The organism is Peribacillus sp. R9-11 (assembly GCF_031345095.1).
GTDB classification, from domain to species: Bacteria; Bacillota; Bacilli; order Bacillales; family DSM-1321; genus Peribacillus; species Peribacillus butanolivorans.
On record NZ_CP133763.1, the window covers coordinates 1,109,570 to 1,123,528 of the forward strand.

Below are 13,959 nucleotides of genomic sequence, written 5' to 3' on the forward strand. Positions count from 1 at the left end.
ATAAAAAATACAAAAGATCTATAGGTGATGAGGAAGTGAAATGAGGAAATTAAGCCATGATTGACTCAATCAGGGGATTTTTGGAACCTTGAATGAAAGGGTAATTGGTAAATGAAATCAAATATATAATAAGTTTACATAATTGTGATTTTAATTTCACCCTTTGTACCGCTACAATTAACTTTTCATTGCATTTATGAGCCGCTAACACGTATAGTTAGAATCAGATTGACAATATAGCATGACTTTAGGGGTATTTTATAATGAGAAAGTTTAAGAAAGTTTATGTAGAAATTACGAATATATGTAACTTGAAATGTAATTTTTGTCCTAGTTCTAGCTTGCAGAGGACACTGAAGTTTATGGATCCGGATGGTTTTACTCATGTTATTGAGAAAATCAAACCACACACCGATCATATTTATTTTCACCTGATGGGTGAACCATTTTTAAATAAAGATTTAGGAACTTTCTTGGATATTAGTGCCGAACATGATCTGAAAGTGAATATAACAACGAATGGTACTTTGATTCAAAAGGTTAAAGAAAAGCTGCTTTCCAAAAAAGCACTTCGTCAGGTGAATATTTCACTTCATAGCTTTGAAGCGAATGATACGAGTAATAGTCTAGACTCATATGTGAGTAATATTGCTGACTTTATTAATGAGGCAAACGAAACAAGTGAAATGATCTGCGCAATTCGATTATGGAATATGGATACGGATGAGCTTAAGGCGAGTAATGGTCTAAACGATGATATTCTCAGTATGTTGGAGGAGAAGCTTTCGTTGGATATTCGATTAAGTGAAGCTCTTCAGGATAAGAATAATATTAAACTGAAGGACCGTGTTTATATAAATATGGCTGAAAAATTTGAATGGCCAGAATTGGACCGCGACATTATCGATGAGAATATTTTCTGTTATGCTCTAAGAGACCAGCTAGGTATCTTAGTGGACGGTACAGTTGTTCCTTGCTGTTTGGATAGTGAAGGGAAAATTCCACTGGGGAATATATTTGAATCATCTCTTGAAGAAATTATAAATGGTGAACGGGCTAAAAATATGTTTGATGGTTTTTCGAGAAGATGTGCAGTAGAAGAACTATGCAAACGATGTGGCTATGCAAAGCGTCATAAAAAATAAGAGGTAATGAAAACCACGGAGAATCTTCGTGGTTTTTTTTTTGACTAATGTTTTATATTTATTTAGGTTTTTTTATTAAAAATTCTGAATATTGTTGTTTTATTAAAATGCCCATGATAAAATATTCTCTATTATAAATGAAGTGAAAACTTCATATAGTAATAAAAAAAGTTTTGGATTCATATTTTGTCTGTAAGGGGAAGGTTTTATGGATTTGCAGCAAAAAGTTAAAGAGGTATTCCCTGGATTATCTACTGGCCAAAAAAAGGTCGCAAATTACTTGTTAGTTCATTCACATACATTTGCAGTCAGCTCAGCTCAAAAGTTAGGGAAGGATATAGGGGTGAGTGAAACAACGATCATTCGCTTTTGTTATTCTTTAGGGTTAAGTGGATTTGCGGAACTTCAAAAACTTATTCGTAATCAATTAATATTCGAGAGTAGCCTGAATGAATATCATTCTTCTAAACTAGAAGTTGCGAATCAGCCAAACTTCATGGCACAAGTAATGCAGAAAGATATCGTCAGTATCGAAAAAACAATAAAAAATCTATCAAATGATGATTTTACAAAATCAGTCGATAAATTGGCGGCAGCCGACCAAGTATTAATTTCCGGACATCGTTTATCATTTTCAGCGGCGCATTGGTTAACTTTTACGCTTAGACTTGTAAGGGAAGAAGTCCATTTATATAGACCGGATACAGATGATATTTTTTTACAACTAAACAAAATAACTGAAAATTCTGTTTTTGTAGCAATCTCATTTCATCGTTATGTGAAAGAAACTGTGAAAATTACGGAAATGGCAAAACAAGCGGGTGCATTTGTAATCGGAGTTACCGATTCTGAATTGGCTCCAATTGCGGAGTTTACGGACGTTTTATTGCCCATTTCAGCACCTAGAACTTCCACTATCGATACTGCACCTGTTCTATTCTCATTATTAAATAGTTTAGTAGCAGGTGTATCGATTAAAGACGCGCAGGGATTTAAAGAAAGAAAGGCTATGTATGATGCGTTCAATCAAGATGACGATTTTTTCTTTTAACAGAAAAAAGGGGAGAAAGAAATGGATATAACACAATCAATTGAAAAATTAAGACCTCGTATTATCGAAATATTTGACCATTTACACTCTCATCCTGAAACAAGTTGGAATGAAGTGAATACTACAGCATTCATTTCGAATGTTTTAAAAGAAAATCAGTGCTCTGTGAAAAAATTTAAAGATTGTACGGGCGTAATTGGAGAAATCGGGAATGGAAGTTTCACTGTCGGATTACGATCAGATATTGATGCACTTTGGCAAGAAGTGCATGGGTCGTTTCAGGCCAATCATTCCTGTGGACACGATGGGCATATGACTTTGGCTCTTGGAGTTTTCCTGGTATTGAAGGAAATGAACTTTCAACCCAAAGGAAAACTGAAATTCATTTTTCAACCTGCTGAAGAAAAAGGTACGGGTGCATTAAAGATGATTGACGAAAAAGTAGTGGATGATGTTGATTTTCTTTATGGTGTGCACTTAAGACCAGCGGAGGAAGTGAAAGATGGACAGGCGGCACCAGCAATTGTTCATGGAGCTGCACAGTTTATTAAAGGAGAAATAGTAGGGACAGATGCACATGGAGCTAGACCGCACCAGGGGCAAAATGCTATTGAAATAGGAGCATCATTCGTTACATTGTTAAACAATATCCATCTCAATCCATCCATACCTTTTTCAGCAAAAATGACACAGTTTTTTGCAGGTGGCGAAAGTTCCAATATCATTCCAGGGAAAGCTACATTTTCATTGGATTTAAGAGCTCAGGATAATGAAGTAATGAAAGACCTTACCAAAAGAGTGGAAAAAGTTGCAGAAGCTTTGGCCGTCGCAAATGGAGTTGAAATTAATCTGGAGTCGGGAGCTAATGTAGCTGCTGCAATTGTGAACAACCAAGCTCAAGAAATAATGGCTGAAGCTATTGCAGATACTCTAGGGAAAGAAAATTTAGTAGCTCCAGTTATTACAACTGGAGGAGAAGATTTTCATTTTTATACATTAAAAAAACCAGAAATCAAAGCGACGATGCTTGGGTTAGGCTGTGATTTGACACCAGGTCTACATCATCCGAATATGACATTCAATAAAGAAGCTTTGCTATCCGGAATTGAAATTCTAACGAAAGCGATCATTCTTACTTTTGAAAAATATGGTGAGGGGGAACGACGATATGACAAATGAATTAATCATTAAATCTTTATCTACTCTAGAAGATTTACAAGAAGTGCAGCAACTTGAAATTCTCGTATGGGGCATGGATTGTGTCCCTACCCATCAAACGCTTACAGCAGTCAAAAACGGTGGCATTATTTTAGGTGGTTACATCGATAATCAATTAGTAGGTTTTCAATACAGTTTCCCTGGATTTAAGGATGGAAAGGTTTTTCTTTGCTCACATTTGCTAGCTATCCATCCCGAACATCAAAAGAAGGGATACGGTAGATTACTTAAATTGGCACAAAAAGAAGAAGCACTTAAAAAAGGCTATCATTTAATTACCTGGACATATGATCCATTGGAAAGTGTGAATGCTAACTTGAATATCGGTAAACTAAAAGCGGTTTGCCGTACATATATGGAAGATTGTTATGGGGAGCTTAAAGGCGAACTTAATGAAGGACTGTCCACTGATCGTTTCATGGTGGAATGGAATTTAGAGCAAGAAACTGGGAGCGATGATCAACTTACTGATAAAGCGACGCATATCGTAACGACGGAAATGAATAAGCAAGGCTTTCCGTTCATCGAAGATTATAGTTTGGAAACAACTGCGGAAATCGTGGCTATACCCATTCCAACGGAAATTCAAAAAATAAAAAAAGAAAATCTTTCCCTTGCAATTGATTGGCGTGTAAAAACAAGTGAACTATTCCAAACGCTTTTTTCCAAAGGGTATGTTGTAGTAGGAATTGAACGAAAACAAGGTGAAAACATCCAAAACTACTTATTAAAAAAAACAGAATAAGAGGAGAATAGAGATGAAAATAAAAGAAGTGCGTTTACGTCATTTGAATATGGATTTGACTGCTCCATTTACAACTAGTTTTGGAACATTTGTAGATAAAGAGTTTATCCTAGTGGAAGTGAAAAATGAAGAGGGACTTTCAGGATGGGGTGAATCAGTCGCGTTTGGAGCTCCTTGGTATAACGAAGAAACAATTAAAACTAATTGGATTATGCTGGAAGATTTCCTGATCCCGCTTGTGTTGGATAAAGAATTAGAACATCCGAGTGAGGTATCGGAAATGTTCTCACATATTCGTAAAAATAATATGGCAAAATCGGCAATCGAGGGAGCTATCTGGGATTTATACGCAAAAGAAAAGAATATCCCATTAAGTACAGCTTTAGGCGGAGAACTGGATAAAATTGATGTAGGCATAAGTATAGGAATACAAGAAACAGTAGCTGATTTACTTAAGAAAATTGAAAACGGCTTGAAAGATGGTTATAAAAGAATCAAAATCAAAATTCAACCAGGTTGGGATGTAGATGTAATCAGGGAAGTACGCAAGCAATATCCTAATGTACCGATTATGGCAGATGCAAACTCTGCCTATCGTTTGAAAGATATCGAGTTACTGAAACAACTCGATCAATTTGATTTAATGATGATCGAGCAGCCTTTGTCATCTGATGATATTGTGGATCATGCGACATTACAAGCGCAAATCAAAACACCGATTTGCTTGGATGAAAGCATACACTCCGTAGAAGATGCACGAAAAGCTCTTGAGTTGGGAAGTTGCAAAATCATCAATATTAAAATCGGAAGAGTAGGCGGCTTAACGGAAGCAAAGAAAATTCATGATTTATGTAAAGAACGAAATGTACCGGTTTGGTGTGGAGGCATGTTGGAATCAGGTATCGGACGTGCCCATAATATCGCATTAACAACACTTGATAATTTCACAATGCCTGGTGATACGGCAGCATCGGCAAATTATTGGCATAAAGACATCATTCAACCCGAGGTTACAGTGGAAGATGGAGTCATTATTGTTCCAAAGACGGCTGGTATTGGCTTTAAAGTCGATTACGCAACTGTCGATGAATTTACTTCTTATAGTAAAAGATATACCAAATGAGTAATTAAGCAGTTTTAGTATTCCAGCTTCGCGAGCGATGTGAATAACCTTATCGTAAAAACGCTGAAGCTGGAAAGTTATTAATGAAAAAAACGGGTAGAATTGAATGGGGAAATGTTTCGTGTACACTAAATTGTCAGAATAATCATTTAATTAAGGTGGAATTCATATGAAAAACAGTGTAAATCTTGCAGGTGCATATATTGGAATTATCATCGGAGCAGGATTTGCTTCAGGACAAGAAGTATTGCAATTCTTTACGAGCTTTGGAATCTACAGTGTATTGGGAATTATAGTAGCAACTGTATTATTTGCTTTTCTAGGTATGCAGGTTACACAGTTGGGCTGTGCCCTTCAAACACGCTCTCATAAAAGTATAATCGATCATATTTGTGGTCGTTATTTAGGTAGAGTGGTTGATGTTATGATCACGTTTTTCTTATTTGGTGTAACTGTCATTATGATTGCAGGTTCTGGCACTATTTTTGAAGAACAATTTGGCATTCCAAGTGTAGTAGGAGCTGTAGTGATGACAGTACTTACCATTGGAACTCTCTTACTTAATGTTAATAAAATTATGTCTATCATTAGTGCAGTCACACCGTTTTTATTTATCATCATGATTATTATTTCGGGTTACTCATTCTTTACATCTGATCTTAGTTTTAATGAGATCATTTCTTCCTCTAGTAAAGAAACAGCAGCAACTGGAAATTGGATTATGGGTTCATTACTGTATGTTTCCTATAATATGGCTGCTGGAATTGCAATGTTAGCCGTAATGGGTGGTACGTTTAAGAATAAGAAAGAGGCAGGTATGGGCGGTATTTTAGGTGGAATCGGTTTAGGAATATTATTATTCTTGATCAATATGGGAATGATATCTGATTTAAAAGGCATTGAAGGTGCAGGAATGCCCACTCTAATATTAGCCAATCAAATTTCTCCATGGTTGGGTTATATACTATCAATTGTACTTTTGGGGATGATTTACAACACTTCAGTTGGAATGCTTTATGCTTTTACTGCTAGATTTGTTCCATCCGAAACAAAAATCTTCAAAATTTCAGTAATTGTTGTAGGGATACTGGCTTTCCTTGCTAGTTTCGTAGGATTCATTAAATTGGTTGGAACCGTATACCCAGTTACAGGATATTTAGGTTTTGTAATTATAGCAGCGCTTATTGTTTCTTGGGTTCGCTCAAAATCGAAAAAAAGAGCAGTAAATGCAGACTTCGTGAAGTATTAAAAGTGAAGGGGATTTAACTGATTACAATATCGTTCCCTGAATTAAATAACATTGATAATGAAAAAAGAGTTTATTTCTAAATATATTCCTAACATCTTCGCTTTATGGAGATGTTTTTTTCTATTAACGATGAACCTTTAAACGTGATTACGGCATTTTTCCGCCTTTTTTTCATACATTAGGATAAAGGCGGAAGACAAGGGGGATATCGGATGAATGAAGCGGAGCAAAAGGCTCTGGAATATGCCATTAGTGAGATTACAGAAATAGCAACTGGGTTCGGGTTGGATTTTTACCCGATGCGTTATGAAATTTGTCCTTCAGAAATTATTTATACATTTGGTGCATATGGGATGCCAACTCGTTATTCTCATTGGAGTTTTGGAAAGCAGTTTCATAAAATGAAGCTACAGTATGATTTTGGATTAAGTAAGATTTATGAACTGGTTATTAACTCTAATCCTTGTTATGCTTTTCTTCTTGACTCCAATTCACTTGTGCAAAATAAATTGATTGTTGCCCACGTTTTGGCGCATTGTGATTTCTTTAAAAATAATGTTCGTTTCAATAACACAAAGAGAGATATGGTAGAAAGTATGTCGGCCACGGCAGAAAGAATTCGAGAATATGAAATTCTGCATGGCAAAAAGGAAGTAGAAACATTCCTCGATGCTCTTTTGGCTATCGAAGAACATATCGATCCGTCACTTATGAGACCAAAGCTTGCCTGGACGATGGAGGATGAGGAAGAAGAAGAGGAAATAAAGCCTGCAGCGACTCAATACGATGATTTATGGAACCTTGATAATAAGGATAAGCCAAAGAAATCTAACGTGAAAGGTCGGAAAAAATTTCCTCCGAGGCCTGAGAAGGATATTATGCTTTTCATTGAGCAGTACAGTAGGGATTTAGCAGATTGGCAGCGGGATATCATGACAATGATTAGGGAAGAGATGCTGTATTTCTGGCCACAGCTCGAAACGAAAATCATGAACGAAGGCTGGGCATCCTACTGGCATCAGCGCATTATCCGTGAATTGGATTTATCTTCAGGTGAAGCAATTGAATTTGCCAAATTGAATGCAGGTGTTGTTCAACCATCACGAACCAGCATTAACCCTTATTACCTTGGGCTGAAGGTGCTTGAAGATATTGAAGAACGCTATGATAATCCAACCGAAGAAATGATAAGACTTGGCGTTAAGCCTGGATCCGGTAGGGAAAAGATGTTCGAAGTCAGGGAAATTGAATCGGATATATCCTTTCTGCGCAATTATTTGACGAAAGACCTGGTTATGCGGGAGGATATGTATTTATTCCAGAAGCAGGGCAAGGATTATAAAATTGTCGACAAAGCGTGGGAGCAAGTTCGCGATCAGCTCGTCAGTATGAGAGTGAACGGAGGATTCCCATATATCACAGTAAATGACGGCGACTACATGCGGAATGGTGAACTTTACTTAAAACATTGGTACGAGGGTATTGAATTGGACCTGAAATATCTTGAAAAAGTCATGCCGTATATCCATCAGCTCTGGGGACGTTCCGTGCATATGGAATCGGTCATGGAAGGAAAAGAAGTCCTGTTTTCCTATGATGGAAAAAGTATTCATCGGAAGTATTTATAAGGAAGAATGAACTGCTGAGTAATCGGCAGTTTTTTTGGTTTAGTTTCAAAATTCAATACTTTCCACACTGATGAAGTGACTTGATTTCTCTGTGTCCAAGTTACTTAATTATCCTGCTGATTTTTTTCTTAATGATTCAAAGCAAAAAAAGACGTTATTTGTAAGGCGATTCTTCCTTTTTTGTTGAATAAGAAAAGGTTGCCGCAGCAACCTCCTTAATTGAGGTAAAGTCCCCGTTAACTGAAGATGTACAATATTTATTTATCATTACATTTCGAAAAGGTTATCTCGCTCCACTTTACAAACTCTAACTGCGAAATTTTTATACCATTCTGTTTTACCTTTGTCTTGTGCAACTTTATGTGCTGAATGTTCCTTCCAATTCTTTATTGCATCTAGAGATTCCCAGTATGACACAGTGATTCCTAGCCCCTCATCTCGAGCACTTTCCACGCCTAAGAAACCCTGCTGTTGAGAAGCTAACTCTTCCATTTTGTCTGACATTTTTCCATAACCATTGTCACCTTCCGTTCGCTGTGAAGAAAAGATCACTGCATAATACGGTGGTTGAAGAGTTTTTGCAATCCCACTCATTTCTTGTCCTCCTAATAAATTGAATATTGAGACATTTATATCTTCTGAATTTTAACATAATTTCTGGTATTTTTGTTTAATTAACCTGCCCTGTTTGTGGCATAAGAAAAAGGCTGCCACAACTAATGAATGTACTATTCCCCCAGATGATCTCTACGAAATATGAACAACATGGTACCCCCTTTAGCAGAAACCATCAAGGCTCTTTAATGTGTGAAGAACAAATTACTATGTTAACCCCTGGTGATAGTTAAGAATAGATCTTCTTTATTGTTGAATAAATAGTAACAAAGAAGGCGTTTCACAAAGGACGGTAAACAACATTACGAGTGGAGTTGTAATTATTACCGAATGTTTCACGATTTGGAAATTTACTTCAACGGCTATTCATACAACCAAACATGGGGGGGACGGAATTCACGGGCGAATAACTCTTCCGTGTTTTTCTTTTTATATAAAATAGTGTTTCGGAAAAATTAACAACATTTACCATAAAATCAATGAGCTTGAAGTGATAAGATGGACTAGATGTGGTAACTTTGTTTATTTCTCCAATGTTAATTGCAACAAAACAGAGTATATCCTTCGAGGACGATGATTTCATAAGTGAGCTCGAGGTCACAACTAAATTTCATATTAATCCATGTAAATATTCCATTTGGAACAATATTAGACGGTGAAATCATCAACAATGTAAGCCTGATTTTGAAACACTGATGTAAAGATTTTAATCTAAAGAATAATCAGAACATACTCTACAATACAGCAACGAAATATATAAACTATGGGGCTGATTAACGTTAGCAGCTCGTAAAAGTAGTTCCCAGACGTTTTCAAAAATCATATGAATGATTGATTAAAACGTTTAGAGAATCGCTATACAACAGCAAATGCAAGTGCGGGGGCTTCCTTGCTATATGTACGGATATTGGCGCAATGCTATGTCGAGAGTAGCCCGCCCGATATTCATTAATACTGGATGGAAAGCTAGAGGAGATACATACACTTATGGATAACAAAAGATGTATATGTGCGTGCCAAGTGGGATGATATTACCCGTTTAACTAAGTTATTCGAAAAGAATAAAACTAACGTTGACTATTATTGCAACGGTGTTTAAAAGCAATCTGTTAATGCTTCCTTACAGTTCGCTATTCATTTGTGAATCGAAAGTAAAATAGGGGGACTTTGGGATGAAAGAATGGATGTTGAAAATGTTTCAAGAATCATCGGGCAACTTAATCGAATTAATAACCGTTACTCTGATAGCAGGGCTAATCGGTTTCGTAATCATATGCGTTCGTGGTCTTTTTTACAGAGCATTGGACTTCTTTTCAATACCTGTTGGTCGGTTAATAGAGAAATTGGTTAAGAGAAACTAGATATGGGGTTTTAGTCCGATAAAAACACTCCTCGATCGCTTATTAGTCGAACCCTCGCTAGAATATATGATGAGTTCTACGGACACAGGAAGTCGATGGGGGGTGTAAGCTGCGTTTTTTATGACATGATCGAGCTGTGGGAAATGGTTGCTGGACAACAATGTCCAATGCGCTAACCTTAGATTTCATTTACTGTTTTTTCACACCAAAAAAGAGAAAATTAGCTTGCTGAAGTAAATACTTCTGCAATGAGACATTGGAAAAAGAGGGGTAATTCACTCAGAAGAGATAAAGTAAAAGGGATATAGGCTTTTACAGTAGCTAATTGAGAAAAATGATTGTTCCAGCTAGCACTACAAAATTTAATAATCAACTAACCATTCTATGTAAAGGAATAACTGAACTAATGAAATCTACTAAGAGGATTACCAACCACAATATTTGTTATAGTGGTCGGCTTAGTGTTGGAGGTAAAATATGGAAATTGACATTATGAAACCTAGCAAACTAAATAACTGGTCAAAAACGAATAATCCCCAAAGTAAAACAGTTAAAATAGCCCAGCTATCGGATTCTTCGATTTTTCGTTCCATTTCTATTAAAAAGTTAACCTCATTTCTCAACGTATCTGTAGATCAGCAATAGCGTATAAAACTGCGGACCCACTGATTTTCACTCTATCTCCCGAAGATTTGCAGTATAATGTTCCTCCGCGTTTGGAAAGCTGTCTTGCTACCATTTCATTCTTACCAAGACGTTTTGCCCAGTAAGGAATGAAATTACAATGTGCAGAACCACAAACAGGGTCTTCATTCACCTTGAGATTTGGGAAAAAGGATCTAGAAACAAAATCGTATTTATTACTTTTCGCCGTGATTGAAACGCCCAAACCATCCGGCAATTTTTCTAGCTTAGAAAAGTCAGGGGAGGCATTTTGAACATCCTCTTCCTTTTCCAATACTAACATCAAATCTCTGCCCAGATAGGTTTCTATAGGCTTAACACCAAGAGCTTCGACTATTTGATCTGTTAGAGGAAATTCTTCTGGCATCCTGCTTGGAAAATCCATTTCGTAAAGTTCATCTTTTTTTAATACAACAAGTTCACCACTCATTGTTTGAAACTTGATTTCCTCCACATTATTTTCGTAATAGTTGGCAATTACATAAGCCGTTGCCAAAGTAGCGTGGCCACAGAGTTCAATTTCGTCTGCCGGCGTAAACCATCTTAATCTGTAGCTTTCACCCTCTTTCACAGCAAATGCTGTTTCAGAAAGGTTGTTTTCAGTAGCGATTTTCTGCATAGTATCATCCGACAACCATTCTTCCATGATGCAGACACCAGCAGGATTTCCTTCAAACACTTTTTCAGCAAACGCGTCTACCACGTAATATTTCATTCTAATAACCTCCTTGTCTTTATCTAAAACTCATATTTACAAAATTACTTTATCATCGTAATTGTATGCTTTCAATGATATTATTGTATGCAATACAATTATCTGGAGGCTCAATATGCCTGTAAATTCATTTGAAAATTACCCCATGACGTGGAAACCAGATAAGAAACAGCTTGCTTCTCCAATATATAGATCCATTGCAAGCTTATTAGAATATGATATTCTCAATGGCTACCTATCACCTAATACCAAACTTCCGCCTCAAAGAGAACTAGCAGATTATCTTGATATTAATCTTAGTACAGTAACCAGAGCTTTTAAAATATGTGAAGTTAAAGGATTAATTTACGCTGTTACCGGAAGTGGAACCTTTGTCGCTCCTAATGTGGGAAATGCTATTTTCATGGCAGATAGCGAAGAGAATAAGAGTTTCATAGAGATGGGTATTATAGAACCACTTGATTGCTCAAATGCATTAGTAGCAGAAACGATTAAAAGAATTGTCACTAAAAATTATTTGGAAAAATTATTGGATTACAGACACCCATTAGGCATGCCTTATCATAGAATGGCAGCCAAAAAGTGGATGGAGCGTTTTAACATGGATATATCTGTTGAAAATATCGCGATAACTTCAGGGGGGCAAAATTCCCTTACACTGATTTTAATGTCCCTGTTCAATCCCGGGGATAAAATTGCGGTGGATACGTATACTTATCCTAATTTTATAGAATTGGCGAATATGCTTAATATTCATTTAGTTCCAGTAGAAGGAGATACCTTTGGAATGTTACCAGAACGGTTAGACGCCATATGCAGGGCTAATCATTTGCAGGGGATCTATTTAATTCCTTCCTGTAATAATCCGACTGCTATCATTATGGATATGAATCGAAGAAAAGATATAGCAAAGGTCATAAATAAACACAACCTTATACTAATGGAAGATGACATATTTTCTTTCCTCGCACCGCAAGGCTATTTACCGATTTCACATTTTGTACCGGAACGGTTTGTTTATAGTTTAAGTATCTCTAAATCACTAAGCTCCGGAATGCGAGTTGGATTTTTGGCCTACGCTAATCAGTTTGCCGAAAAAATCACGCACGGAATTTTCAATATCAATATAAAAACCTCCTCATTAAATGCAGAAGTTATAACTGAGTTGATCAATACTGGCAGTGCAGAGAAGATTATTTCGCAAAAGAAAGAAATTGCAAAAGAACGTAATCTTCTCTATCAAAAATATTTTCAAAAAGAAAATTCTAACGAAAACCCGTTGAGTTTCTTTCGTTGGCTTCCGTTGCGCCAAAAGTATCAGCTGAAACAGTTTGAACAGAACGCTTTGGAACATGGTATTCATGTTTATCATTCCCATCGTTTTTTGGTCAAAAATGATAAATCCGATCAGTTTATTCGTATTTCGCTGACATCGGCCAAGGATTCTGATGAATTAGAGAAAGGGCTTTGCATACTTAAGAATTTCTTACTAAATATCGAATGAAAAATGATGTATTTTAAAGGAACTGACTTGCGGTGTTTTGGCTCACGTTAGAAGTGGTTAAATATCATCTCGAATGACAGAAAAAGGACAAATTACCGAATTTGAAGCTTAAGGGCTCCACGAGCCGGCAAGCAGTCGTTTTCTAACCCACCATACAACTCTATTAGGTATTAGAATTCAGCAATTATTGGAATCTGGGCGAATAAATATTCTAACTCCATTTCATATTAACGGAGTTTAACCAACAAACGATAAAATAACTTTTGTGAGAAAACTAAACGAAGAAGAATTCACGATCGGTGATATCGATGAAATAGTTGTGAGTGCTGTGGCAGTCCTGTTCTAGCGAAATTGGAAATTAAAAAAATTCTTGTAGCGAATAAAAGCAGAAGACCAATCTGAAACCAGGCTGGTCTTTCAAGAAGATTAAAGTAAAAAATTTTAAGATATATAGTTTTCACTTGAATATATAAGAATATGCTTATATAATGATCAGGAAATGAGACGGTAGAAGTTTATCGTTTTTAAGATATAAGTATATAATTATTTAACAATTAGTTGAGGAGGGGTAAAATGCAAACGAATGAAGCTGCGGATATAGAAATTGCTGCGAGCATTCTTAAACTTCTAGGTGATAAAACACGTTTGACCATGGTTAAAATCATGTCTGAGCATGAATGTTGTGTCTGTGAATTTGTGGACTTGTTCGATATGAGCCAGCCAGCTATCAGCCAACATTTACGTAAGTTGAAAGATAGCGGAATTGTGAATGAAGCGAGAAGAGGACAATGGATATTTTACTCGTTAAACCAAACATCTTCGTATTACTCATTTATTCAAACCGTTATCAAGGACTTGCCAAGTCAAGCATTTAAAGTAGAAGAATTAACAGCACAAGGAAAACGAATTTGTTGTGACTAA

At 36.4% G+C, this 13,959-nt stretch carries 12 protein-coding genes; 10 read left to right on the forward strand and 2 right to left on the reverse strand.

The genetic code is table 11. The features are described from left to right. Positions 1-263: 263 nt before the first annotated feature. The 7 genes from RE409_RS05285 to RE409_RS05315 all read left to right on the forward strand — a co-directional run bounded on the left by RE409_RS05285 (position 264) and on the right by RE409_RS05315 (position 8,159). Positions 264-1,145 carry a radical SAM/SPASM domain-containing protein gene (locus RE409_RS05285; RefSeq protein WP_053344729.1) on the forward strand — a complete coding sequence of 294 codons (882 nt, stop codon included), beginning with the start codon at positions 264-266 and terminating at the stop codon, positions 1,143-1,145. 208 nt (positions 1,146-1,353) lie between these two features. After that, on the forward strand, positions 1,354-2,196 hold the full coding sequence (locus tag RE409_RS05290; RefSeq protein ID WP_201249953.1) for a MurR/RpiR family transcriptional regulator: 843 nt from the start codon (positions 1,354-1,356) through the stop codon (positions 2,194-2,196). A 21-nt stretch (positions 2,197-2,217) separates the two neighbouring features. Further along, positions 2,218-3,375 (forward strand): M20 peptidase aminoacylase family protein, encoded by a 1,158-nt coding sequence (locus RE409_RS05295; protein WP_180320452.1) that lies wholly within the window; start codon positions 2,218-2,220, stop codon positions 3,373-3,375. Then, entirely contained in the window at positions 3,365-4,159 is a 795-nt protein-coding gene (locus tag RE409_RS05300) for a GNAT family N-acetyltransferase (RefSeq protein WP_201221904.1), read from the forward strand. Before RE409_RS05295 ends, RE409_RS05300 begins: the two co-directional genes overlap by 11 nt. Before the next feature lie 13 nt (positions 4,160-4,172). Beyond that, positions 4,173-5,282 carry an o-succinylbenzoate synthase gene (gene menC / locus RE409_RS05305; protein ID WP_201221902.1) on the forward strand — a complete coding sequence of 370 codons (1,110 nt, stop codon included), beginning with the start codon at positions 4,173-4,175 and terminating at the stop codon, positions 5,280-5,282. A 169-nt stretch (positions 5,283-5,451) separates the two neighbouring features. Then, positions 5,452-6,531 carry a YkvI family membrane protein gene (locus RE409_RS05310; RefSeq protein WP_201221900.1) on the forward strand — a complete coding sequence of 360 codons (1,080 nt, stop codon included), beginning with the start codon at positions 5,452-5,454 and terminating at the stop codon, positions 6,529-6,531. 212 nt (positions 6,532-6,743) lie between these two features. Continuing rightward, entirely contained in the window at positions 6,744-8,159 is a 1,416-nt protein-coding gene (locus RE409_RS05315; RefSeq protein WP_201182288.1) for a SpoVR family protein, read from the forward strand. A gap of 267 nt (positions 8,160-8,426) precedes the next feature. Here the strand turns inward: RE409_RS05315 and RE409_RS05320 are convergent, their stop codons facing one another. After that, on the reverse strand, positions 8,427-8,753 hold the full coding sequence (locus tag RE409_RS05320; RefSeq protein WP_057219446.1) for an antibiotic biosynthesis monooxygenase family protein: 327 nt from the start codon (positions 8,751-8,753) through the stop codon (positions 8,427-8,429). A gap of 1,193 nt (positions 8,754-9,946) precedes the next feature. On the opposite strand from RE409_RS05320, the gene RE409_RS05325 reads away from it, so the two are divergent. Further along, positions 9,947-10,135, forward strand: coding sequence for a hypothetical protein (locus RE409_RS05325; protein WP_201182286.1), 189 nt, complete (start codon positions 9,947-9,949; stop codon positions 10,133-10,135). 619 nt (positions 10,136-10,754) lie between these two features. Here the strand turns inward: RE409_RS05325 and RE409_RS05330 are convergent. After that, positions 10,755-11,534 (reverse strand): PhzF family phenazine biosynthesis protein, encoded by a 780-nt coding sequence (locus RE409_RS05330; protein WP_201182284.1) that lies wholly within the window; start codon positions 11,532-11,534, stop codon positions 10,755-10,757. A 115-nt stretch (positions 11,535-11,649) separates the two neighbouring features. Between RE409_RS05330 and RE409_RS05335 the strand changes: the two genes are divergently transcribed. Together RE409_RS05335 and RE409_RS05340 are read left to right on the forward strand one after the other, a co-directional pair. Continuing rightward, entirely contained in the window at positions 11,650-13,038 is a 1,389-nt protein-coding gene (locus tag RE409_RS05335) for an aminotransferase-like domain-containing protein (RefSeq protein ID WP_201254299.1), read from the forward strand. 573 nt (positions 13,039-13,611) lie between these two features. Continuing rightward, a complete protein-coding gene (locus RE409_RS05340; RefSeq protein ID WP_201182281.1) occupies positions 13,612-13,959 on the forward strand; it encodes an ArsR/SmtB family transcription factor in 348 nt (115 codons plus the stop codon).